The 21,802-nt window shown below is 70.4% G+C and carries 23 protein-coding genes; 20 read left to right on the top strand and 3 right to left on the bottom strand.

Going from position 1 to position 21,802, the window contains the following annotated elements; all coding sequences use genetic code 11:
* The first annotated feature begins 30 nt into the window (after positions 1 to 30).
* Positions 31 to 1,377, top strand: a complete 1,347-nt coding sequence (locus N1031_RS20470; protein ID WP_310795714.1) for a M23 family metallopeptidase — start codon at positions 31 to 33, stop codon at positions 1,375 to 1,377.
* A 157-nt stretch (positions 1,378 to 1,534) separates the two neighbouring features.
* Here N1031_RS20470 and N1031_RS17815 read toward each other — a convergent pair whose 3' ends face one another.
* The gene (locus N1031_RS17815) at positions 1,535 to 2,026 is read right to left on the bottom strand and encodes an inorganic diphosphatase (protein ID WP_259481161.1); all 492 of its coding nucleotides are present in this window, start codon (positions 2,024 to 2,026) and stop codon (positions 1,535 to 1,537) included.
* Positions 2,027 to 2,074: 48 nt separating this feature from the next.
* On the opposite strand from N1031_RS17815, the gene tilS reads away from it, so the two are divergent.
* From tilS to N1031_RS17730, 17 genes are all read left to right on the top strand, one after another.
* Entirely contained in the window at positions 2,075 to 3,244 is a 1,170-nt protein-coding gene (gene tilS, locus N1031_RS17810; RefSeq protein ID WP_259481160.1) for a tRNA lysidine(34) synthetase TilS, read from the top strand.
* 12 nt (positions 3,245 to 3,256) lie between these two features.
* Positions 3,257 to 3,808 carry a hypoxanthine phosphoribosyltransferase gene (hpt, locus tag N1031_RS17805; RefSeq protein WP_259481159.1) on the top strand — a complete coding sequence of 184 codons (552 nt, stop codon included), beginning with the start codon at positions 3,257 to 3,259 and terminating at the stop codon, positions 3,806 to 3,808.
* Positions 3,809 to 3,941: 133 nt separating this feature from the next.
* The gene (gene ftsH / locus N1031_RS17800; protein ID WP_259481158.1) at positions 3,942 to 5,954 is read left to right on the top strand and encodes an ATP-dependent zinc metalloprotease FtsH; all 2,013 of its coding nucleotides are present in this window, start codon (positions 3,942 to 3,944) and stop codon (positions 5,952 to 5,954) included.
* 18 nt (positions 5,955 to 5,972) lie between these two features.
* Positions 5,973 to 6,776 carry a dihydropteroate synthase gene (folP, locus tag N1031_RS17795; protein WP_259481157.1) on the top strand — a complete coding sequence of 268 codons (804 nt, stop codon included), beginning with the start codon at positions 5,973 to 5,975 and terminating at the stop codon, positions 6,774 to 6,776.
* The gene (folB, locus tag N1031_RS17790; RefSeq protein ID WP_259481155.1) at positions 6,773 to 7,183 is read left to right on the top strand and encodes a dihydroneopterin aldolase; all 411 of its coding nucleotides are present in this window, start codon (positions 6,773 to 6,775) and stop codon (positions 7,181 to 7,183) included. The genes folP and folB overlap by 4 nt, the downstream gene beginning before the upstream one ends.
* A complete protein-coding gene (folK, locus tag N1031_RS17785) occupies positions 7,180 to 7,713 on the top strand; it encodes a 2-amino-4-hydroxy-6-hydroxymethyldihydropteridine diphosphokinase (protein ID WP_259481153.1) in 534 nt (177 codons plus the stop codon). The genes folB and folK overlap by 4 nt, the downstream gene beginning before the upstream one ends.
* Complete coding sequence (locus N1031_RS17780; protein WP_259481150.1) at positions 7,710 to 8,162, top strand: DUF3180 domain-containing protein; 453 nt, start codon at positions 7,710 to 7,712, stop codon at positions 8,160 to 8,162. Before folK ends, N1031_RS17780 begins: the two co-directional genes overlap by 4 nt.
* Positions 8,163 to 8,175: 13 nt before the next feature.
* Positions 8,176 to 8,655, top strand: a complete 480-nt coding sequence (locus tag N1031_RS17775) for a PH domain-containing protein (RefSeq protein WP_259481148.1) — start codon at positions 8,176 to 8,178, stop codon at positions 8,653 to 8,655.
* A gap of 56 nt (positions 8,656 to 8,711) precedes the next feature.
* On the top strand, positions 8,712 to 10,247 hold the full coding sequence (locus N1031_RS17770; RefSeq protein WP_259481146.1) for a PH domain-containing protein: 1,536 nt from the start codon (positions 8,712 to 8,714) through the stop codon (positions 10,245 to 10,247).
* Positions 10,237 to 10,941 (top strand): Rossmann-like and DUF2520 domain-containing protein, encoded by a 705-nt coding sequence (locus N1031_RS17765; protein ID WP_259481145.1) that lies wholly within the window; start codon positions 10,237 to 10,239, stop codon positions 10,939 to 10,941. Before N1031_RS17770 ends, N1031_RS17765 begins: the two co-directional genes overlap by 11 nt.
* Positions 10,942 to 11,003: 62 nt before the next feature.
* Positions 11,004 to 11,918 (top strand): pantoate--beta-alanine ligase, encoded by a 915-nt coding sequence (gene panC / locus N1031_RS17760; RefSeq protein ID WP_259481143.1) that lies wholly within the window; start codon positions 11,004 to 11,006, stop codon positions 11,916 to 11,918.
* Between the two features lie 83 nt (positions 11,919 to 12,001).
* The gene (gene lysS / locus N1031_RS17755) at positions 12,002 to 13,513 is read left to right on the top strand and encodes a lysine--tRNA ligase (RefSeq protein ID WP_259481141.1); all 1,512 of its coding nucleotides are present in this window, start codon (positions 12,002 to 12,004) and stop codon (positions 13,511 to 13,513) included.
* 15 nt (positions 13,514 to 13,528) lie between these two features.
* Positions 13,529 to 13,735 (top strand): hypothetical protein, encoded by a 207-nt coding sequence (locus N1031_RS17750; protein ID WP_259481139.1) that lies wholly within the window; start codon positions 13,529 to 13,531, stop codon positions 13,733 to 13,735.
* A 39-nt stretch (positions 13,736 to 13,774) separates the two neighbouring features.
* The gene (locus N1031_RS17745) at positions 13,775 to 14,488 is read left to right on the top strand and encodes a DUF1345 domain-containing protein (RefSeq protein ID WP_259481138.1); all 714 of its coding nucleotides are present in this window, start codon (positions 13,775 to 13,777) and stop codon (positions 14,486 to 14,488) included.
* A 16-nt stretch (positions 14,489 to 14,504) separates the two neighbouring features.
* Positions 14,505 to 14,687, top strand: a complete 183-nt coding sequence (locus tag N1031_RS17740; protein WP_259481137.1) for a hypothetical protein — start codon at positions 14,505 to 14,507, stop codon at positions 14,685 to 14,687.
* A 49-nt stretch (positions 14,688 to 14,736) separates the two neighbouring features.
* Positions 14,737 to 16,209, top strand: coding sequence for a cardiolipin synthase (cls, locus tag N1031_RS17735; RefSeq protein WP_259481136.1), 1,473 nt, complete (start codon positions 14,737 to 14,739; stop codon positions 16,207 to 16,209).
* Between the two features lie 126 nt (positions 16,210 to 16,335).
* Positions 16,336 to 16,902 (top strand): manganese efflux pump MntP, encoded by a 567-nt coding sequence (locus N1031_RS17730; RefSeq protein ID WP_259481134.1) that lies wholly within the window; start codon positions 16,336 to 16,338, stop codon positions 16,900 to 16,902.
* Positions 16,903 to 16,908: 6 nt separating this feature from the next.
* On the opposite strand, the gene N1031_RS17725 is transcribed toward N1031_RS17730, so the two are convergent.
* Positions 16,909 to 17,859 (bottom strand): pirin family protein, encoded by a 951-nt coding sequence (locus N1031_RS17725; protein WP_259481133.1) that lies wholly within the window; start codon positions 17,857 to 17,859, stop codon positions 16,909 to 16,911.
* A gap of 79 nt (positions 17,860 to 17,938) precedes the next feature.
* Here N1031_RS17725 and N1031_RS17720 point away from each other — a divergent pair, with 79 nt between their 5' ends.
* The gene (locus tag N1031_RS17720) at positions 17,939 to 18,346 is read left to right on the top strand and encodes a DUF5684 domain-containing protein (RefSeq protein WP_259481132.1); all 408 of its coding nucleotides are present in this window, start codon (positions 17,939 to 17,941) and stop codon (positions 18,344 to 18,346) included.
* Between the two features lie 66 nt (positions 18,347 to 18,412).
* Here N1031_RS17720 and N1031_RS17715 read toward each other — a convergent pair whose 3' ends face one another.
* Positions 18,413 to 18,727 carry a hypothetical protein gene (locus tag N1031_RS17715; RefSeq protein WP_259481131.1) on the bottom strand — a complete coding sequence of 105 codons (315 nt, stop codon included), beginning with the start codon at positions 18,725 to 18,727 and terminating at the stop codon, positions 18,413 to 18,415.
* Positions 18,728 to 19,195: 468 nt separating this feature from the next.
* Between N1031_RS17715 and N1031_RS17710 the strand changes: the two genes are divergently transcribed.
* Positions 19,196 to 21,715, top strand: coding sequence for an ATP-dependent Clp protease ATP-binding subunit (locus tag N1031_RS17710; protein WP_259481129.1), 2,520 nt, complete (start codon positions 19,196 to 19,198; stop codon positions 21,713 to 21,715).
* The last annotated feature ends 87 nt before the right edge of the window (positions 21,716 to 21,802 follow it).

The raw sequence follows: 21,802 nt of genomic DNA, 5'->3' as shown, positions 1-21,802 counted from the left end.
GCGGCGCACCCACTCGGAAGGCACAGCGACATGCTCCGCGAGCTGACGACCACCCGCCCCGACACCAGACGCCCCGACACCCGGCGCGCGGGCGCCACCGCTCACGCCCGCCAGGCCCGCCTGAGGCGCATCTCGCCCACGCGGCTGCTCGCGGCGGCGGCGCTCGCCGTCGGGCTCGTGGCCGTCGACGTGCTGCGCGGTACGGGCGAGGCGGCGGCGGCCGCCGAGTACCCCACCTGGGAAGACGTGCTCGCCGCCCGCAGCAGCGAGAGCGCCAAGCAGGCCGAGGTCGACCGCATCCAGGGCCTCATCGCCCAGCTGGCCACCGAGGCCGAGGAGGCCGAGGCCTACGCCCTCCAGATGAGCGACGCCTTCATCGAAGCCCAGGATGCGTACGACACCGCCGCCTTCCGCGCCGGCGAGCTCGAGGTGCAGGCCGCCGAGGCCACCGAGGAGGCCGAGCTCACCAACCAGCGCGCGGGCCGCCTCATCACCCAGTTCACCCGAACCGGCGGGGGCGACCTCTCGATCAACCTGTTCGTCTCGGGTGACGACAGTGACGACCTGCTCTACCAGCTCGGTGCGATGAGCCAGCTCTCGCAGAAGGCCGCCCGCCTCTCCGAGCTCGCCGAGCAAGACCGTAACACCGCGTCGGCCCTCACGGCCCAGGCCGAGGTGGCCCGGGCCGAGCGCGAGGAGCTGCGTGCCGCCGCCGAGGCCGCGTTCGCCGCGGCCGAGGAGGCGCAGGCGGCCGCGGAGGCCGCGCTGGCCGAGCAGCAGGCCCAGGGCGTGGTGCTCGAAGAACAGCTCAAGGCGCTCACCGCGGCCACCGCGTCGACCGAGGCCGAGTACCAGAAGGGTGTTGAGGAGCGACGTCGCGCCGAGGAGGCGGCGCGGGCGGCCGCTGCCGCAGCGGCGGCGGCCGCGGCAGCCGCGGCGGCGGAGTCGGGTGGCTACGTGCCCCGCGGTCCGTCGGCCAGCGGCTGGTCGAGCCCGCTCTCCCCGGTGCGCGTGAACGGCGAGTTCGGCATGCGCTTCCACCCCATCCTCAAGATCAACCGGCTCCACGCCGGGATCGACCTCGGCCGTCCGGGTGGCACCTGCGGGGCCCCGGTGATGGCCGCGGCGGCGGGCACGGTCACCCAGTCCGGCTACAACGGCGGACTCGGCTACTCGGTCACCATCGCGCACGGCGGCGGCGTCACCACGGTCTACGGGCACAACAGCTCGCTCAACGTCAGCCGCGGTCAAGACGTCGCCGAGGGTCAGCTCATCGCGCTCGCCGGCACCACCGGCCTCTCCACCGGCTGCCACGTGCACTTCGAGACCCGGGTCAACGGCACCGCGCAGAACCCCCGCAACTGGGTCAACTTCTAACCCGCGGCCGGCCACCCGGCCACCCGGCCGCCCCGGGCCGCAGGGTCCGCACACGCAAGAATCGCCGCATCCGAGCCCCTCACAGGGCCGGATGCGGCGATTCTTGCGTGAACGAACGAACGAACGAACGAACGCGGTCGGTCGGTCGCGACCCGAGTCAGTGCCCCTCGGCCGCGAGCTTCGCGAAGCCCGCCTGCACGATGGCGTCGGCCTCGGCCGCGTCGCCCCAGCCCTCGATCTTCACGAACTTGCCCGGCTCGAGGTCTTTGTAGCGGGCGAAGAAGTGCTCGATCTCCTTGCGGGTCTGCTCCGGAACATCGGAGATGTCCTGGATGTGCGCCCAGCGCGGGTCTTTGAAGGGCACCACGACGACCTTGGCGTCGGAGCCCGCCTCGTCGCTCATGTTGAGCACGCCCACGGGCCGCACCTTCACGCCGACGCCCGGGAACACCGGGTACTCCAGCAGCACCAGCGCGTCGACGGGGTCGCCGTCGAGGCCGAGCGTGTTCTCGAAGTAGCCGTAGTCGGTGGGGTACACGAAGCTCGTGAACAGCACGCGGTCGAGGTACACCCGCCCGGTCTCGTGGTCGACCTCGTACTTGTTGCGGCTTCCCTTGGGGATCTCGACGACGACGTCGTACTCGGCCATGACACTGCTCCTCGATGGTTGGGCTGGAAACTGCACTAACGTTACTTGATGCCCACGACCGACCGCCGACCCCGTCTCACCCCGGCGATCGCCGACGTGCGGCGCGCGGTGCGCGAGAGCCTCGCCGTCGTGGCCGCGAGTGCCCTGCCGGTGGAGGCGCCGGCCCCCACTGACACCACGACTCCGGATGCGCGGCCGGCGGCCCACGTGCTCGTCGCGCTGAGCGGCGGCCCCGACTCGCTGGCCCTCGCCGCCGCCGTGGCCTTCGAAGCCCCCGCGGCCGGCCTCCGGGCCGGTGCGATCGTGGTCGACCACGCTCTCCAATCCGGTTCCGCCGAGGTGGCGGCTCGCGCCGCCGACCAGGCGCGCGCCCTCGGCCTTGCTCCCGTGCTCGTCACCCGTCTCGCCCTCGCGGCGGAGGTCGCCCCCGACTCGGGCGTTCCCACCGCCGCGGGTGCCGGCGGCCCCGAGGCGCGCGCTCGCGCGGGCCGCTACGCCGCCATCGACCGCGCCCTCGCCGACACGGGCGCCCTCGCCGTGCTGCTCGGCCACACCCTCGACGACCAGGCCGAGACCGTGCTGCTCGGCCTCGCCCGCGGCGCCGGCGCCACCAGCCTCTCGGGCATGGCCGCGGTCACGCCCCCGCCCGGCGCCGACGACCCCCACGAGGCCCGCGACCCGGGCGCGCTGGCAGCCGGCTCGCGCATCCGTCCCCTCCTCCGCATCCGCCGCACCACCACCCTGCAGTTCTGCGCCGACTCCGGACTCGACCCGTGGCACGACCCGCACAACCTCAGCGACGACTTCGCCCGGGTGCGCGTGCGCGGCACCGTGCTGCCCGTGCTCGAGGCCGAGCTCGGCCCCGGCATCGCCGAGGCGCTCGCCCGCACGGCCGACCAGCTGCGCGAAGACGACGAGACGCTGCACGCCATGGCGATCGAGACCATCGAAGACCTCGTCGAGCACGCCGAGGCGGGGATCGCGGTCTCGGTGGGCGCGCTCGAGGCGAACCCGCCGGCGCTGCGTCACCGCATCATCCGCTATGTCGCGGCCAGCGAGTTCGGCGTCTCGCTCAGCCGCGCCCAGACCCTCGCCGTGGCCGCCCTGGTGACCGATTGGCACGGCCAGAAGGGCGTCGACCTGCCGGGGATTAGAGTGGTGCGGCAGGGCTCGCGACTGGAGTTCACCGGAGCGGCCCCGCATCGCGCCGAAGGCTAGGGAGGAACGCGCATGGACGTCAGCGACATCGAGGGCGACATCACCGAGGTGCTCCTCACCGAGCAGCAGATCGCCGAGAAGATCGCCGAGCTGGCCCGCCGCATCGAGGCCGACTACGCCGGGCAGAACCTGCTCATCGTGGGCGTGCTGCGCGGCGCCGTGATGGTGATGGCCGACCTCGCGCGCGAACTGCGGATGCACATCGAGATGGACTGGATGGCCGTCTCCTCCTACGGCTCGGGCACCCAGTCCAGCGGCGTGGTTCGCATCCTGAAAGACCTCGACACCGACATCGCGGGGCGCACGGTGCTGATCGTCGAGGACATCATCGACTCGGGACTCACGCTGTCGTGGCTGCTCGCCAACCTGCGCTCGCGCGGGGCGGAGTCGGTGGAGATCTGCGCGCTGCTGCGCAAGCCCGACGCGGTCAAGGTGGAGATCGACGTGAAGTACATCGGTCACGACATCCCGAACCAGTTCGTGGTGGGCTACGGCCTCGATTACGCCGAGCGCTACCGCAACCTCAAGTCGATCGGCATCCTCGCCCCCCACGTCTACTCGTAGGGACGTTCTTGGCGAGCTCGGGTTTCGCCTACGGGGAACATGGAGGCGGCGTCCAGTCGGCGACGGGTAGCCTTTCTTCACCGACACAAGCACCGTGCCACCGCCGCAGGCGGCACCGAAGCGATGAAGAGACATGAACGCCAAACGGATCCTTCGATCTCCCATTCCCTACATCCTCCTGGGTGCGATCGCTCTCTGGATCGGGTTCAGCCTGATCACCGGCGCCGGTTATCAGCAGGTGACCACGCAGGAGGGCCTGTCGATGCTCTCCAGCGGCAAGGTCTCCGAGGCCACCATCATCGACGGCGAGCAGCGTGTCGACATGACGCTCACCAACCCCGACGACGAGTACGGCTCGAAGGTGCAGTTCTACTACGTCGCCCCCCGCGGTGACGAGGTCGTGCAGGCGGTGACGGATGCGGCGCCCGCCGACGGCTACAACGACCAGGTTCCGCAGCCGAACTGGTTCCTCTCGGCGCTCGGGCTGTTCCTGCCCATCATCCTCATCGCGGCGTTCTTCTGGTTCATGCTCTCCGGCATGCAGGGCGGCGGCAACCGCGTCATGCAGTTCGGCAAGTCGAAGGCCAAGCTCGTCACGAAGGAGACCCCGAAGGTCACCTTCGACGACGTGGCCGGCGCAGAAGAGGCGCTGGAGGAGCTCGAGGAGATCAAGGACTTCTTGAAGGAGCCCGCGAAGTTCCTCGCCGTCGGCGCCCGCATCCCGAAGGGCGTGCTGCTGTACGGCCCTCCCGGAACCGGCAAGACCCTGCTCGCCCGCGCGGTCGCGGGTGAGGCCGGTGTGCCGTTCTACTCCATCTCGGGCTCCGACTTCGTCGAGATGTTCGTGGGTGTGGGTGCGAGCCGTGTGCGCGACCTCTTCCAGCAGGCGAAGGAGAACTCGCCCGCCATCATCTTCATCGACGAGATCGACGCCGTCGGCCGCCACCGCGGCGCCGGCATGGGCGGCGGGCATGACGAGCGCGAGCAGACCCTCAACCAGCTGCTGGTCGAGATGGACGGCTTCGACGTGAAGACGAACGTCATCCTCATCGCCGCCACGAACCGCCCCGACATCCTCGACCCGGCGCTGCTGCGCCCCGGTCGTTTCGACCGGCAGATCGGCGTCGACGCCCCCGACCTCGGTGGCCGCCGCAAGATCCTCGAGGTGCACGGCAAGGGCAAGCCGCTGGCCGCCGGTGTCGACCTCGACGTGGTGGCCCGCAAGACCCCCGGGTTCACGGGCGCCGACCTGGCGAACGTGCTCAACGAGGCCGCGCTCCTCACGGCGCGCAGCAACGCGCAGCTCATCGACAACCGCGCTCTCGACGAGGCCATCGACCGCGTCATCGCGGGCCCGCAGCGCCGCACGCGCATCATGCGCGACCAGGAGAAGCTGGTCACCGCCTACCACGAGGGCGGTCACGCCCTGGTGGCGGCGGCGATGAACCACACCGACCCCGTCACGAAGGTCACCATCCTTCCCCGCGGCCGCGCTCTCGGCTACACGATGGTGCTGCCTCTCGAGGACCGCTACTCGGTCAGCCGCAACGAGCTGCTCGATCAGCTGGCCTACGCGATGGGTGGTCGCGTGGCCGAGGAGGTCGTGTTCCACGACCCGACCACGGGTGCCTCCAACGACATCGAGAAGGCCACCGGCACCGCCAAGAAGATGGTGACCGAGTACGGCATGACCTCCTCGCTCGGCGCGGTCAAGCTCGGCAGCGCCTCGGGCGAGATGTTCCTCGGCCGCAACATGGGCCACGAGCGCGACTACTCCGAGAGCCTCGCCCAGCAGGTCGACGCCGAGGTGCGCGGCCTCATCGAGGCGGCGCACGACGAGGCCTGGAAGGTGCTCAACGAGAACCGCGACATCCTCGACAAGCTGGCCGCGGCCCTGCTCGAGAAGGAGACCCTCGACCACGAGCAGCTGGCCGAGATCTTCGCCGACGTGAAGAAGCTCCCGCCGCGACCGCAGTGGCTCTCCAGCGACAAGCGCCCTGTCTCCGAACTGCCCCCGGTGGAGTTCCCGGCCGCCAAGGCGCCGATCGACAGCGCCGCCGTCGACGGCGGGGTCGACTCCGATCCCGAACCCGAGGCCGCGCCCAAGCGCGCACCGCGCATCAATCCCCGCCCCGCCACCGCGTAACGGGCGGGGAGCAGCCGCATGACCGAGATCATGGGCATCCTGAACGTCACTCCTGACTCGTTCAGTGACGGGGGGCACTACACCGACCGGGCCAGCGCCGTCCGCCATGCCGAGGGCATGGTGGCCAGGGGAGCGACCATCATCGACGTCGGCGGCGAGTCGACCCGGCCCGGCGCCGCCCGGGTGGCGATCTCCGAGGAGCAGCGCCGGGTGCTCCCGGTGGTGCGCGAACTGGTGGCGCGCGGCATCACGGTGAGCGTCGACACCATGAACGCCTCCACCGCCGCCGCCGCGATCGAAGCGGGGGCGGCGATCATCAACGACGTCTCGGGTGGCCTGGCCGACCCCGAGATGGACGAACTGGTCGTGGCGTCGGGGGTGCGCTTCGTCGTGATGCACTGGCGGGGCCACAGCGAGTGGATGCAGCAGGCCGCCCGGTACGACGACGTCGTCTCCGAGGTGGCGGGCGAGCTGGAGCTGCGCGCGGCTCAGCTCATCGTCAAGGGCGTCTCGCCCGACCGCCTCGTGCTCGACCCCGGCATCGGATTCGCGAAGACCGCTGAGCACAACTGGAGCCTGCTGGGCCACCTCGGCCGGCTGACGGCCCTGGGCCTGCCGCTGCTCGTGGGCGCCTCGCGCAAACGCTTCCTCGGCGAGCTCGAACCGGGCAGCACCCGGCCGGGCGACCGCGATCTCGCCTCGGCGGTGGTGGCCGCCTTCGCAGCCCGTGAGGGTGCGTGGGGGGTGCGGGTGCACGACATCGATTCCACCCGTCAGGCGCTCGGTGTCGCCCGGGCATGGCAGAGTGGGGCACAGTCATGAGCGCGCCCGGCACCGAAGAACTCGACATCCTCACCCTCACCGGGTTGGAGGTGTTCGCCCATCACGGCGTGTTCGACTTCGAGCGTGAGAACGGCCAGCGCTTCGTGATCGACGTCGCGCTCTGGCTCGACACCACGGCCGCGGCGGCCGGCGACGCGCTCGCCGAGACGGTGCACTACGGCGAGCTCGCCGTCGAGATCTCGGAGTCGGTCGCGGCCGACCCCGTCGACCTCATCGAGACCCTCGCCGAGCGCGTGGCGACCCTCGTGCTCGCCCACCGCCCGGTGCAGCGGGTGCGCGTGGTCGTGCACAAGCCCGGGGCCCCCATCCCGGTGCCCTTCACCGACGTCTCCGTCACCATCACGCGATCCCGACCCGCCAGCCCACCGGAGGGCCCCGCCTCATGATCACGCCGACCGCCTCAGCCCTGCCCCCTGTTCCGGCCGTCCTCGCCTTCGGCGGCAACCTGGGCGACCGCGAAGCGACCATCCTCGCCGCGGTCGACGAACTGAACGCCGCTGAGGGTCTCGAGGTGGTGCGGCTCTCGCGGCTCTACGAGACGGTGGCGGTGAAGCCGGAGGGCATCGACTACGAGGCGCCCGGCTACCTCAACGCCGTCGCGACCGTGCGCACCACCCTCGATCCCGAGGCCCTGCTCGCGCTCGTGAACGACATCGAGGCCCGCCACGGCCGGGTGCGGCTCGAGCGGTGGGGCGACCGCACCCTCGACGTGGACATCATCGCCTATGGCGACCTGCAGCTCGACACGGCGCGGCTCATCCTGCCCCACCCCCGCGCCGCCGAGCGCGACTTCGTGCTGGTGCCGTGGCTCGAGATCGACCCCGATGCCGAGCTCCCGGGCGCCGGCCGCGCGGCCGACCTCGTCACGCGCATCCCGGAGACCACCCTGCGCCCCTACGTCGGAGAGCGCCGGTGAGGCACACCCGGCCGGTGACGGTCGTGCTGTTCGCGCTGCTCGGTGTCGTCATCGGGTTCGTGCTGGAGGTGTCGCTCGCCTCGGCGGGGCTGGCCGTGGTGAACCCGCCGCTCACCATCGCGATCACGCTCGTGGCGGCCGGCGCCATCGTGCTGGCACTGGCCATCCCCATCCGGCGGGCCATCCGTGGCACGTCGACCCGGCGCATCGACCCGTTCCGGGCCATGCGGGTGGTCGTGCTCGCGAAGGCGTCGAGCCTCGTGGGTGCGCTGATGGCCGGTTTCGGGGTCGGGGTGCTGGCGTTCCTGCTCACCCGCCCGGTGATCGCCGACGCCGGGTCGCTCTGGCCGGGCATCGCCACCGCCGTGGCGGGAGCGGTGCTGCTCGTGGCCGGTCTCGTGGCCGAGCGGCTCTGCACGCTCCCGCCCGACGAGCCCGAGGCGAAGTGAGGCGGTGGCGGCGATGGCGGCGGCGTTGATCTCGGGGCAGGAGTGGAGCCGGGTGAGCCCACGCTACGTGGGCGTGGAGCTCGTCTCCAGCCTCATCACCGGGCTCGTGCTCTGTGGGGCCACAGTGCCGTTCATCGTGCTCGGCACCTGGTTCGGCTGGCCGGCGCTCGCGGTGGCGATCGTGGTGGCGGTGCTGCTGCTGGCACTTGCGCCGCGCCGCGTGCGGGCGATCGGGTACCGGATGCGCGACGACGACCTGCTGTTCACCCGCGGCATCATGTTCCAGCGCGTCGTGGCCGTGCCGTACGGCCGCATGCAGCTCATCGACGTGAACCGCGGGCCGGTGGCGCGCGCCCTCGGGCTCGCCGAGCTGAAGTTCGTCACGGCGGCCGCCTCGACCGGGGTAACCATCCCCGGGCTGCCCGAGGCCGAGGCGGCCGAGCTGCGCGACCGGCTGGTCGCCCTCGCGGAGTCGCGCCGTGCAGGCCTCTGACCCGGCCACGGCCCCGGATGCGGTGACGGGGGAGTTGCAATGACGGGGGCGCGAGGGTGACACACGACCTCGCCGACGGCGGCTGGCACCGGCTCCACCCCGCCACGCCCCTGCTGCGCGGGGGGATCGTGCTCATCGCCATCCTCGGCTTCGTGGTGGCGAACTTCCGCGAACGCCTCATCGACTGGCTGTTCGGCGCCCCGGAGCTCCCCGGCGACCCCCTTCAGACCGCCTATGAGCGGGGCCAGCTCGGCTGGGCGGCCCTCGTCGTCGCCGGTCTCCTGCTGCTCGGCATCGCCTCGTTCTTCCTCTCCTGGCGTCTGCACACCTTCCGCATCGGCGACGACGTGGTGGAGGTGCGCAGCGGCGTGCTGTTCCGCACGCACCGTCGGGCTCGCATCGACCGCATCCAGGGCGTGGCGATCGACCGGCCGTTCTTCGCGCGCCTGTTCGGCACCGCCCGAGTCGACATCAGCGTCGCGGGTCAGGATGCGAAGGTCCAGCTGGCCTACCTGGGCGGCGCCGATGCCGACGCCCTCCGCGGCGAGGTGCTGCGACTCGCCTCGGGCGCGCGGGCGGCGGAAGCGCAGGTCGACACCGCACATCCGTCGCCCCCGGGTGAGCGCGAGGGTATCGTCAACCAGCGTGTGCGCGAACTCCTGGCGCCCGAGCTCGACCCCTCGCTGGCGGCGCCGGAATCGGTCGTGAAGATCCCCCCGGGCCGGTTGATCGGCTCGCTCGTGCTGAGCGGCTTCACCGTGATGGTGGTGCTCGCCGTGGCGCTGCTGCTCACCACCTCGATGCTCGGGCGCCGCGAGTTCCTCGCCTTCATCGTGCTGCCGGGGCTGGTGGCCGCGATCGGCTACTACGTCAACCGCTTCACGAAGACCCTGCGCTACAGCATCGCCGGCACGCCCGACGGCATCCGCGTGGGCTCGGGCCTCCTCTCCACCAACAACGACACGCTCCCGCCCGGCCGCGTCCACGCCATCGAGGTGAGTCAGCCGCTCCTCTGGCGGCCGGCGGGCTGGTGGATGATCCGCATCAACCGCGCGGGCGCGGCGGGCGAGGCGACCGCTCAGGCGAGCACCACCATGCTGCCGGTGGGCACGATCGACGATGCTCGCAGGGTGCTCGAACTGCTCGTGCCCGGGATGGCCGGCTCCGAGACGGGGCGGCTCGTCGACGCCGGCCTCACCGCTCGGCGCGGGGAGGGGTTCACGGATGCGCCGCGTCGCGCCCGACTGCTGCGCCCGTTCTCGTGGCGCCGCACCGGGTTCGCCCGCGGCGAGGCGGCGTTGCTGCTGCGGGGCGGCTTCGTGTGGCGGCGGCTCGTGGTGGTTCCGCTGGCGCGGGTGCAGAGCATCCGGGTATCGCAGGGGCCGGTGCGTCGCGGGCTGGGTCTCGCGGAGCTCACCGTGCACACGGTGGCGGGGCCGGTGCGGCCCGAGCTCGCCGTCGTCGACAGAGAGGTGGCCCGCGAGCAGTTCGAGGAGTGGTCGGCCGCCGTGGTGATCGCCATCGACTCCGACCGCAGCCATCGCTGGGCGGAGCGGCCCGACGACGAAAGGGGGAGATCGGATGAGACCTGACCAGCGATCGGGGCGACTGGGCGTGGGCATCGTGGGCGCCGGCCGGGTGGGCCCCGTGCTCGGCGCCGCACTCGCCGGAGCCGGCCACGCACTCGTGGGTGTCGCCGCCATCTCCGAGTCGAGCCGTGAGCGGGCCGACGCCCTGCTGCCCGGGGTGCCGCTGCTCACCGTGCCCGAGGTCGTGGAGCGCAGCGAGCTCGTGGTGCTCGCCGTGCCCTCGGATCAGCTGCCCGCGCTGATCTCCGGACTCGCCGACACCGGCACCTGGCAGATGGGGCAGCTCGCCCTCCACACCGCGGCCGGGTTCGGGGTGGAGGTGTTCGAGCCCGCCCGGCGGGCCGGCGTCATCCCGTTGGCCGTGCATCCCGCCATGTCGTTCACCGGCACGAGCGTCGACGTGGGGCGGCTGGCCGGCACGCATTTCGCGGTCACCGCCCCCGCACCCGTGCTGCCCATCGCGCAGGCGCTGGTGGTGGAGATGGGCGGCGAGCCCGTCGTCGTGGCCGAGGCCGACCGCGCGGCCTACGCCGAGGCAATCGAGACCGCGAGCGGGTTCTCGGCCGCGATCGTCGATCAGGCGGTCGGGATGCTGCGCGCCGTGGGCGTGGAGGGTGCGGGCCGCCTGCTGGCACCGCTGGTGCGCTCCGCCGTGGAGAACGCGCTGGCTCGCGCCGACGACGGCCCCGCGCTCTGACGGGGTAGCATCGTTGCGGCGGTTCCGTCTCGGCGGGCCGCGAGCACAGCTAAGGAGTACCGGTGGCAGAAGCTTCCGACGCCCTCGCCCCGCACGCTCCCGTCGTCGTGACGACGGTGGCCGAGCTGCGTCGCGAGATCGAGTCCGCCACGGCCCGGGTCGGGCGAGCAGGCGGTGACGCCGCGGGCGACCGTTCCGGTGTGGCCCTCGTGCCGACCATGGGGGCTCTGCACGCCGGCCATCTCGCGCTCGTGGAGCGTGCTGCCGAGCTCGCCGAGGTCGTGGTCGTGTCGATCTTCGTCAACCCCCTGCAGTTCACCGACCCCGCCGACCTCGAGCGCTACCCGCGCGACCTCGACGCCGATGTGCGCATCCTCACCGGCCGCGGGGCCGACATCGTGTTCGCGCCCGAGGTGGGTGAGCTCTACCCGCACGGCGACATCGCCACCCGCATCACCGCGGGCCGGGTGGGCGGCATGTTCGAGGGCCGCAGCCGGCCGGGGCACTTCGACGGCGTGCTCACCGTGGTGGCCAAGCTGCTGAACGCGGTGGGGCCGCAGGTGGTGCTGTTCGGCGAGAAGGATGCGCAGCAGGTCTTCCTGGTCACCCGCATGGTGGCCGAGCTGAACATGCCCGTGCGGGTGGAGGTGGTGGAGACCGTGCGCGACAGCGACGAGCTGGCGCTCTCGAGCCGCAACCGCTTCCTCGACGCCCGGGAGCGCCGTGCCGCGGTGACCCTCCCGCACGTGCTCGAGGCCGCCGAGTCGGCCGCCGACCGGGGCATCGACGCGGTGCTCGCCGCGGCCCAGTCGGCGGCGATGGGCGAGCAGCTCGTCGATCTCGACTACCTGGCGGTCGTGCATCCCGACACCTTCCTCCCGGTCGACGACGACTACCGCGGCCGCGCCCGGGTCGTCATCGCCGCGAAGGTGGGCGACACCCGGCTCATCGACACCACCGCCATCTACCTGGGCTGAGCGAGCTCGGGCTGACGGCATCCGGGCCGAGAAGCGGCCCACCCGGCTAGGCTTGTCGGGACTTCTAGGAGAGACACCCCACCATGACCGACGCGCCCGCCGCCACCCTCACGCCCGCCGAGCCCACCGACGACGAGGTGTCGGAGCAGAAGGCCGTGCGGCTGGCCAAGCGCGAGCGGCTCAACGAGTCGGGCATGGAGGCCTATCCGGTGTCGGTGCCGGTCACCACCACCATCCCGGCCGTGCGCGCGAAGTGGGGTCACCTGCAGGCCGACGAGGTCTCCGGCGAGACCGTCGGCCTCGCCGGGCGGGTGGTGCACCTGCGCAACACCGGCAAGCTCTGCTTCGTGTCGCTGCAGTCGGGTGACGGCTCGCGCATCCAGGCCATGATCTCGCTGGCGAACGTGGGCGAGCAGTCGCTGGCCGACTTCAAGGAGTACGTCGACCTCGGCGACCACCTCTTCGTGTCGGGCGAGGTCATCTCCTCGCGCCGCGGCGAGCTCTCGGTGATGGCCACGGGCTGGAAGATCGCCTCGAAGGCCGTGCTGCCGCTGCCCAACCTGCACAGCGAGCTCTCGGAGGAGACCCGTATGCGCAGCCGCTACCTCGACCTCATCGTGCGCGAGCAGGCCCGCCAGGTGGTGCGCACGCGCGCGCTCACCATGGCCTCGCTGCGTTCCACCTTCGCCGGCCGCGACTTCCTCGAGGTCGAGACGCCGATGCTGCAGACCATCCACGGCGGTGCCGCGGCCCGCCCCTTCGTCACCCACTCCAACGCCTTCGACACCGAGCTCTACCTCCGCATCGCGCCCGAGCTCTTCCTCAAGCGTGCGGTGGTCGGCGGCATCGACCGGGTGTTCGAGATCAACCGCAACTTCCGCAACGAGGGTGCCGACTCCACCCACTCCCCGGAGTTCGCGATGCTCGAGGCCTACGAGTCGTACGGCGACTACACCTCGATCGCCGAGCTCACCCAGACGCTGGTGCAGAACGCGGCGCTCGCCGTGGCGGGCTCGCACGTGGTGACCTGGGCCGACGGCACCGAGTACGACCTCGGCGGCGAGTGGGACCGCATCAGCATGTACGAGTCGCTCTCCGCCGCGGCGGGCCTGTCGATCACCCCCGAGACCCCGGTGGCCGAGCTGCAGGCCCTCGCCGACCGCGAGGGCGTCGAGGTGCACCTGCCCAACCACGGCAAGCTCGTCGAGGAGCTGTGGGAGCACTTCGTGAAGGGATCGCTCGTGCGGCCCACCTTCGTGCTCGACTTCCCCGTGGAGACGAGCCCGCTCACCCGGGCCCACCGCAGCATCCCGGGTGTCGTCGAGAAGTGGGACCTCTACGTGCGCGGCTTCGAGCTGGCCACCGGCTACTCCGAGCTGGTCGACCCCGTCATCCAGCGCGAGCGCTTCGTCGAGCAGGCGAAGCAGGCGGCCGCGGGCGACGACGAGGCGATGCGGCTCGACGAGGAGTTCCTGCGGGCGCTCGAGTTCGGCATGCCGCCCTCGGGCGGGATGGGGATGGGCATCGACCGCCTGCTGATGGCGCTCACGGGTCTCGGCATCCGCGAGACGATCCTGTTCCCCCTGGTGAAGTGACGGGATGGTGAACTGATGAGTCTCTTCGGTGGCGGTCGCAAAGACGACCCGTTCGAGCCCGGCAAGACCGAGCGCGAGAACCAGCAGAAGAAAGCCGAGGAGCGCGGCGACGGCGACCCCTCCACCAAGCCGTCGACCGCGCGCGTGGTGATCTGGGTGGTGGTGGGAGCCATCGGGCTCTACCTGCTCGGTTCGGGGATCTGGGGCATCATCACCCACTAGTGGCGGCGGGTGCCGTTGCATCCGGGTACGGTCGTGCGCATGACCGCCGCTCGAGCGGGCCGCCGCGTGCCCGTGTTCGCTCATGACATCCCGCGGAGCCTGGTCGCGATGGTGCCCGCCGTGGTGGTGGGCTTCGGGCTCCAGCTGGTGGCCCTGGGGCTCTTCGACGTGGGGGTGAGCGAGCTCAGCGCGGCCGGGGTGCTGCTGTTCTGGGGCGCTTACTGCGTGAGCGTCATCGTGATCACCCTCGTCGTGTTCGGTCGCGTGGGCTCGACCGAACTGGCCAGGCGATTGCGGCGCACGGCTCCTCCCGCGAAGCGGTGGCAGCGGGTGCTCGCGGCGTCGTTCGGTGCGGGCGCGATCTCGTGGGCGGTCACGGGATCGAGCTTCGCGATCCTGGCCGTGATCTACCTCGCCCTCAACCCCCAGGTCTCCTCCTCGCCCCTGGTCACCTGGAGCGCGGTCGCGGCGGTCGCCGGCTCCTGGGCGGTCACCATGGTGTCGTTCGCCGTGCACATCGCGCGGCACGACGAGTTGCACGGGGGAGCGGAGTTCCCGGGCGAGACCCGGCCGCTGTTCGGCGACTACCTCTACTTGGCCGCCCAGATCGGCACGACCTTCGGTGGTTCCGATGTCGATCTCACCTCGCGGCCGATGCGCAGGGTCGTGATGAGCTACAGCATCATCGCCTTCACGTTCAACACCGTCATCGTGGCGCTGCTCGTGAGCGTGCTGATCGCCCGCGTCGGATGACGTATCGTGGAGGGTGATGGACGACTTCTGGCCCGCGGTGTACGCACTGGCCCCGACCGTGCTGGTGGGGCTGGTGTTCTGGTTCATCATGCGCGCCCTCATCCGGGCCGACCGCACCGAGCGCCGCGCCCACGCGAAGATCGAGCGCGAGGAGCGGGCCCGACTCGGCCTGCCGCCCGCGAAGGGCACCGCCGAGTAACCGATACGGTATCCCTGAGGGTTCCACGGGGAATCCGGGGGGAGGCACCGTGTCGAGCGTGGACATCGCGGCATTCGTGGCGCTCATCCTGGTGCTCGTCGATCTCGCCATCCGCATCACCGCCGTGATCGTCGTGCCGCGCAACCGCCGCCCCTCCACCGGCATCGCGTGGCTCATGGCCATCTTCGTGCTGCCCTACGTGGGCTTTCTGCTCTTCCTGCTCATCGGCAGCTACAAGCTCCCCAAGTCGCGGCGCGACAAGCAGCACGCCATCAACGAGTTCATCATCGAGACCACCGAGGGCATCGACCAGGTCAGCGACGATCACCCGTGGCCGCCGTGGTTCAAGAACGTGGTGGAGCTCAACCGCACGCTCGGCGCCATGCCGCTTGTCGGCGGCAATAGTGCCAGCCTGGTGGGCGACTACGACGCGAGCATCCGGATGATGACGGCCGAGATCGAGAACGCGCACCGCTACGTGCACGCCGAGTTCTACATCCTGTCGTACGACACGACCACCGCCCCCTTCTTCGACGCCCTCGGAGCCGCCGTGAAGCGCGGGGTGACGGTGCGGGTGCTGCTCGACCACATCGCCTCGGTGCGGGCCCCCGGCTTCAAGAAGACGGTGAAGCTGCTTACGAAGATGGGCGTGAAGTGGCATTTCATGCTGCCCGTGCAGCCCCTCAAGGGCAAGTGGCAGCGGCCCGACCTGCGCAACCACCGCAAGATCCTCGTGGTCGACGGCGAGGTCGCCTTCATGGGGTCGCAGAACGTGGTCGACCGCAGCTACAACAAGAAGGGCAACATCCGCCGCGGGCTCAAGTGGCAAGACCTCATGACGCGGCTCGAGGGCCCGATCGTGGCCGGCATCAACGCGATCTTCATCACCGACTGGTACAGCGAGTCGAACGAGCTGCTGCTGCGCGAGACCAGGCCCATCACCGACGACATCATCGACGACGAGCCGGATGCGCTCGACATGCAGGTGGTGCCCTCCGGCCCCGGGTTCGAGGGTGAGAACAACCTCCGGCTGTTCCTGGCGCTGCTCTACAGCGCCCAGGAGCGCATCATCATCACGAGCCCCTACTTCGTGCCCGACGACGCGATGATGTACGCCATCACCACCGCCACGCAGCGAGGGGTGGAGGTGCAGCTGTTCGTGTCGGAGATCGGCGACCAGGCGCTGGTGTACCACGCGCAGCGCTCCTACTACGAGGTGCTGCTGCAGGCCGGCGTGCGCATCTACATGTACGAGGCGCCGTACATCCTGCACTCCAAGCACTTCACCATCGACGACGAGGTGGCGGTGATCGGGTCGAGCAACATGGACATGCGTTCGTTCAGCCTCAACATGGAGGTGTCGCTCATGGTGCGCGGGCGCTCGTTCGTGCGGGAGATGCGGGCCATCGAAGACGGCTACCGCGCGGTGAGCCGCGAGCTCACGCTCGACGAGTGGCACAAGCAGCCGCTGCGGTCGACGATCCTCGACAACCTGGCGCGGCTTACCTCGGCCATCCAGTAGCCGCCGCGCCGGGGGTTCGGGCCGTGTTTCGGGTCGCCTGAAAGCTGGGGGTTCGGCAGCCCGAAATGCTGTCAATCGGGGCTTTTCGGCGGTCGGGCGACCGAGCGGTCGGCAGACTGTTCTCTCGTGGCTGTCTGGTCTGTCTTCGTGCTCGCGCTCGGCGTCTCCGCCGACGCCTTCGCGGTGGCGCTCGGCAAGGGGCTGCAGATGCGCCGCTTCGACTGGCGTCGCGCGCTGGTCGTGGCCGTCACCTTCGGGGCCTTCCAGGCGGTGATGCCGCTCATCGGCTGGCTGCTCGGCACCCAGCTCTACGCCTTCATCGAACCGGTCGACCACTGGATCGCGTTCGGGCTGCTCGTGCTCATCGGCGGCAAGATGCTCTGGGACGCCTTCTCCCGCCAGGAGGAGAAGGAGATCGACGCGCGGCTCGACGTGCGGGAGCTGCTCGTGCTGGCGGTGGCGACGAGCATCGATGCGCTGGCCGTGGGCGTGTCGCTCGCGTTCGTCGAGGTGTCGATCGTGTTCGCGATCGCGACCATCGGGCTCACCACGCTGGTGCTGACCTTTGTCGGCATGCTAGTGGGGCACCGCGCCGGGCTGCGGTTCCGCGGGCCGGCCGAGGTCGTGGGCGGGTTGATCCTCCTCGGCATCGGCACGAAGATCCTGCTCGATCACCTCGGCGTGTTCGCCTGAGTGGCGTCAACGTGAGCGCGGCTGCAGCCTGACGCCGGGGAGCTCGGGTGCGGGGAGCGGGCGGCCCGTGTAGTGGTGGTCGGTCGCGCCGAAGCGGGGGCTCGCGGGTTCGCCCTCCCGCGCATCCGCCAGGCCAGGCTCGGCGCCCGACTCCTTCCGCCACTCCTCGCGGAAGGCCACGATCTCGTCGTGGTCGCGGCCCGCGAAGTTCCACCACATGAGCAGCTTCTCGCCGAACGGCGTGCCGCCGATCAGCACGAGCCGCACCGGCTCGACACCGGCGGTGACGCGGACGCTCGCGCGGCCGGTGTCGAGATAGGCGAGTTCCGTGCGCGCCACCGGGTCGCCGTCGAGCAGCACCCGGCCCGTGTCGACCAGCACGCCGTACTCGAAGTCGGGGTTCAGTGGGAGGTCGGCCACGCCGCCCGCGGGCAGCGCGAGCTCGGCGGCGACGAGGGGCGAGTAGGCACCGGCCGCGACCTCGGCGCCCGCGAACGAGCCGACGAAGACGGCCGCCGTCGCGTCGTCGACCGTGGTGCGCGCGGCGTCGTGGCTCTCGAAGTGCGGCGCGGTGTCGCGGGCAGCGTCGGGCAGGGCGACCCAGAGCTGCACGCCGTGCAGGATGCGGGTGGCTGCGGTCGAGACCTCGGAGTGCGAGATGCCGTGCCCGGCCGTCATGAGGTTGAGGGTGCCGGGGTGCACGAAGGCGTGGCTGCCCACGGAATCGCGGTGCTCGATCTCGCCGTCGAAGAGCCAGCTCACGGTCTGCAGGCCGGTGTGCGGGTGGGGTGGCACGTGCATCCCGCCGGTCTCGGAGACGTCGGCCGGGCCATAGTGGTCGATGAAGCACCAGGCGCCGATGGTGGTGCGCTCGCGGCTCGGCAGGGTGCGGTGCACGGTCATCGCGCGCGGGCCGCCGAGCGGCACCTCGCGGGCTTCGATGACGTGGATGCTCATGGGCGCATCCTATTCTGCAATAGGCTCAGGACCGGCGCGCGATTCGCGACGTCCCATCACACGCCTAGGGGGCTCCATCATGTCACTGTCCACCATCAGCGAGACCAGCTACTCGTACAGCTACCAGTTCGACCCGGTCTCCGGGCTCTTCGGCTTCATCGTCGCTGTGCTCGTCATCATCGGGCACTGGGGCACGTTCAAGAAGGCCGGCCTGCACGGCTGGGCCGCGATCATCCCGTTCTACAACATCTGGACCCTGTGCAAGGTGGCCGGCCGCCCGGGATGGTGGTTCATCTGGTACATCATCCCGATCGTCAACATCGTGATCGGCATCATCGTCGCCGTCGAGGTGGCCCGCAAGTTCGGCCGCGGCGGAGCGTTCGGCTTCTTCCTGCTGTTCTGGCCGCTGCCCTTCATCGGCTACCCGATCCTCGCCTTCGGCAGCTCGCAGTACCAGGGCGGCACCGCCCCCGAGGTGCGCGTCTGACGCTCCCTTCCTGACCGGCCGCTCGACCGCGGTCAGCGGTCTCAGCGCCTCACCCGAAGCGCCCGGCTACCCGACCTCCCGTCGGCCGGCCGGGCGCTTCGCTCGTCCCGGCCCCTCGCCGGGCCTGCCGTACCGCTGCCGCGCCGCCTCTCCCGACGTGCCCACGATCGCCCCGATCGTGCCCCAGGTCATGTTGCCGTTCCGCGCGGCGACGACTGCGGCGGCCAGCCGCATTTCGGCAGCAGCCCGCGCTGCCGCGGCCGCAACGAGCTCGTCGTGCGCGCGAATGTCGATCTCGTCGGCGGGATCGGGCTCGTACGCTTCGCAGCGAGCGGAGTAGTACTCATCCAGTGCGGCGATCTCTTCGAGTGATCGGGGCATCATGGCCTCCACAGAAACTTGCGGCGCGCACGCATCGCGTGAATCACGCGAGGTCCGTCGTCGTCCGTCACGATGCACACCTCGAGGAGGCTTCCGCTGCGCGAGGGACCGATGGACATGGTCAACCCATCGTCGAGGTCGATCCGGCGCAGGGGATGTCGTAGTGCGTGCATGAGGTCCTCTCTGGGGATACCGTGCTTGAAGGCGCTTCGCGAGATGCGGATCTCCACGGCACGCTAGCAAGTTAACTTGTGTTGAGCAATGGTCATGAGGGATCTCACCGCATCCGTCGGCCGGGTACCGCCCTGCGGCGCGATCGGTGGAGAGCTGCGTGAGCGTGGTGGCGTGTGCAGGAGGAGTCGGATCGGGTCACGCCCACGGCGAACAGGGGCTGTCCGCCCCCTCCGGGCTGGCTAGTCTCGACGTAACGGTCGCCATCCACCGGCCCTGGCGACCAGGGAGACAGACATGTTCGAGAGATTCACCGACCGCGCTCGCCGCGTCGTCGTCCTGGCCCAAGAAGAGGCCAAGATGCTCAACCACAACTACATCGGCACCGAGCACATCCTGCTCGGCCTGATCCACGAGGGTGAGGGCGTCGCCGCCAAGGCGCTCGAGTCTCTCAACATCTCGCTCGACGCCGTGCGTGAGCAGGTCCAGGACATCATCGGCCAAGGCCAGCAGCAGCCCACCGGGCACATCCCCTTCACGCCGCGCGCGAAGAAGGTGCTCGAGCTGAGTCTCCGTGAGGCGCTGCAGCTCGGCCACAACTACATCGGCACCGAGCACATCCTGCTCGGCCTCATCCGCGAGGGCGAGGGCGTGGCCGCCCAGGTGCTGGTGAAGCTCGGGGCCGACCTCAACCGGGTGCGACAGCAGGTCATCCAGCTGCTCTCCGGCTACCAGGGCAAGGAGCAGGTCGCGGTCGGCGGCAACGACGCGGCGCCCGACAAGGGCTCGCAGATCCTCGACCAGTTCGGCCGCAACCTCACCCAGGCCGCACGCGACAACAAGCTCGACCCCGTGATCGGCCGCGAGAAGGAGATCGAGCGGGTCATGCAGATCCTCTCGCGCCGCTCGAAGAACAACCCCGTGCTGATCGGCGAGCCCGGCGTCGGCAAGACCGCCGTCGTCGAGGGCTTGGCCCAGGCGATCGTGCGCGGCGACGTGCCCGAGACGTTGAAGGACAAGCAGCTCTACACGCTCGACCTCGGTTCGCTCATCGCCGGCAGCCGGTACCGCGGTGACTTCGAGGAGCGCCTGAAGAAGGTCACCAAGGAGATCCGCACCCGCGGCGACATCATCACCTTCATCGACGAGATCCACACCCTCGTGGGTGCGGGTGCCGCCGAGGGCGCGATCGACGCCGCGAGCATCCTCAAGCCGCTGCTCGCCCGCGGTGAGCTGCAGACCATCGGCGCCACCACGCTCGACGAGTACCGCAAGCACTTCGAGAAGGATGCGGCCCTCGAGCGCCGGTTCCAGCCCATCCAGGTGGCCGAGCCGAGCCTGCCGCACGCCATCAACATCCTGAAGGGCCTGCGCGACAAGTACGAGGCGTTCCACAAGGTGTCGATCACCGACGGCGCGATCGTGGCCGCGGCGAACCTCGCCGACCGCTACGTGCAAGACCGCTTCCTGCCCGACAAGGCGATCGACCTGATCGACGAGGCCGGTGCGCGCCTGCGCCTGAGCATCCTCTCGTCGCCGCCCGAGCTCCGCGAGTACGACGAGCGCATCGCCGCGGTGCGCGGCCAGAAGGAAGCCGCCATCGAAGACCAGGACTTCGAGAAGGCCGCGAGCCTGCGCGACGAGGAGAAGAACCTCCTCGGCGAGCGGCTGCGCCTGGAGAAGCAGTGGAAGTCGGGCGAGGTGCAGACCTCCGGCATCGTCGACGAGGGGCTCATCGCCGAGGTGCTGGCCCAGGCCACGGGCATCCCGGTGTTCAAGCTCACCGAGGAGGAGTCGGCGCGCCTGGTGTTCATGGAGAAGGCCCTGCACCAGCGGGTCATCGGCCAGAACGAGGCCATCGCGGCGCTGTCCCGCACCATCCGCCGCACGCGCGCGGGCCTGAAAGACCCGAAGCGCCCCTCGGGCTCGTTCATCTTCGCCGGCCCCACCGGCGTCGGCAAGACCGAGCTCGCCAAGGCGCTCGCCGAGTTCCTCTTCGACGACGAGAACGCGCTCATCTCGCTCGACATGAGCGAGTACGGCGAGAAGCACACCGTCTCGCGGCTGTTCGGTGCCCCTCCCGGGTTCGTCGGCTTCGAAGAGGGCGGCCAGCTCACCGAGAAGGTGCGCCGCAAGCCGTTCTCGGTGGTGCTGTTCGACGAGATCGAGAAGGCGCACCCCGACATCTTCAACTCGCTGCTCCAGGTGCTGGAGGAGGGGCGTCTGACGGATGGTCAGGGTCGCGTGGTCGACTTCAAGAACACGGTCATCATCATGACGACGAACCTCGGCACGAAGGACATCACGGGCAGCCCCATCGGCTTCCAGGTGTCGGGCAACGAGTCCACCTCCTACGACCGCATGAAGGCGAAGGTGTCGGAGGAGCTGAAGAAGAACTTCAAGCCCGAGTTCCTCAACCGCGTCGACGACACGATCGTGTTCCCGCAGCTGAACCAGCAGGAGCTGCTGCAGATCGTCGACCTGTTCATCAAGCGCCTGCGCGACCGCCTGCTCGACCGCGACATGACGATCGAGCTCACGCTCGCCGCCAAGGAGCGCCTCATCCAGGTGGGCTTCGACCCGGCGCTCGGCGCCCGGCCGTTGCGCCGCGCGATGCAGCACGAGGTGGAGGACCAGCTCTCCGAGCGCATCCTGCAGGGTGAGCTCAACGCCGGCGACCACATCCACGTGGACTTCGTCGACGGCAAGTTCACCTTCGAGCAGTCCTCGCGCGAGCCCGTCGCCATCGGCGCGGGCACCGACCCCGAGCAGGTCTCCGCCGCCGCGGCTGCGGCCGCCCTGGGCGATCTCGACTGACACCAGCAGCATCCGATTGAGGGGCCGGGCACCGCACAGGTGTCCGGCCCCTCTGCGTGCGCGGGGTGGGGTGCGCCCGGGCATTAC

This window comes from Herbiconiux moechotypicola (assembly GCF_024979255.1).
Classification (GTDB): domain Bacteria; phylum Actinomycetota; class Actinomycetes; order Actinomycetales; family Microbacteriaceae; genus Herbiconiux; species Herbiconiux moechotypicola.
Note: the sequence above shows the minus strand (reverse complement) of the source record. Positions and strands in the feature narration are given on the sequence as shown.

Coding starts and splice junctions, on each gene's coding strand:
- hpt (WP_259481159.1), top strand. CDS start 3,257: ATGGACGTCAGCGACATCGAGGGCGACATCACCGAGGTGCTCCTCACC.
- N1031_RS17710 (WP_259481129.1), top strand. CDS start 19,196: ATGTTCGAGAGATTCACCGACCGCGCTCGCCGCGTCGTCGTCCTGGCC.
- folB (WP_259481155.1), top strand. CDS start 6,773: ATGAGCGCGCCCGGCACCGAAGAACTCGACATCCTCACCCTCACCGGG.
- tilS (WP_259481160.1), top strand. CDS start 2,075: ATGCCCACGACCGACCGCCGACCCCGTCTCACCCCGGCGATCGCCGAC.
- ftsH (WP_259481158.1), top strand. CDS start 3,942: ATGAACGCCAAACGGATCCTTCGATCTCCCATTCCCTACATCCTCCTG.
- N1031_RS17745 (WP_259481138.1), top strand. CDS start 13,775: ATGACCGCCGCTCGAGCGGGCCGCCGCGTGCCCGTGTTCGCTCATGAC.
- N1031_RS17775 (WP_259481148.1), top strand. CDS start 8,176: ATGGCGGCGGCGTTGATCTCGGGGCAGGAGTGGAGCCGGGTGAGCCCA.
- folP (WP_259481157.1), top strand. CDS start 5,973: ATGACCGAGATCATGGGCATCCTGAACGTCACTCCTGACTCGTTCAGT.
- N1031_RS17740 (WP_259481137.1), top strand. CDS start 14,505: ATGGACGACTTCTGGCCCGCGGTGTACGCACTGGCCCCGACCGTGCTG.
- N1031_RS17750 (WP_259481139.1), top strand. CDS start 13,529: ATGAGTCTCTTCGGTGGCGGTCGCAAAGACGACCCGTTCGAGCCCGGC.
- N1031_RS17715 (WP_259481131.1), bottom strand. CDS start 18,727: ATGCCCCGATCACTCGAAGAGATCGCCGCACTGGATGAGTACTACTCC.
- N1031_RS17720 (WP_259481132.1), top strand. CDS start 17,939: ATGTCACTGTCCACCATCAGCGAGACCAGCTACTCGTACAGCTACCAG.
- N1031_RS17725 (WP_259481133.1), bottom strand. CDS start 17,859: ATGAGCATCCACGTCATCGAAGCCCGCGAGGTGCCGCTCGGCGGCCCG.
- folK (WP_259481153.1), top strand. CDS start 7,180: ATGATCACGCCGACCGCCTCAGCCCTGCCCCCTGTTCCGGCCGTCCTC.
- N1031_RS17765 (WP_259481145.1), top strand. CDS start 10,237: ATGAGACCTGACCAGCGATCGGGGCGACTGGGCGTGGGCATCGTGGGC.
- lysS (WP_259481141.1), top strand. CDS start 12,002: ATGACCGACGCGCCCGCCGCCACCCTCACGCCCGCCGAGCCCACCGAC.
- N1031_RS17815 (WP_259481161.1), bottom strand. CDS start 2,026: ATGGCCGAGTACGACGTCGTCGTCGAGATCCCCAAGGGAAGCCGCAAC.
- N1031_RS20470 (WP_310795714.1), top strand. CDS start 31: ATGCTCCGCGAGCTGACGACCACCCGCCCCGACACCAGACGCCCCGAC.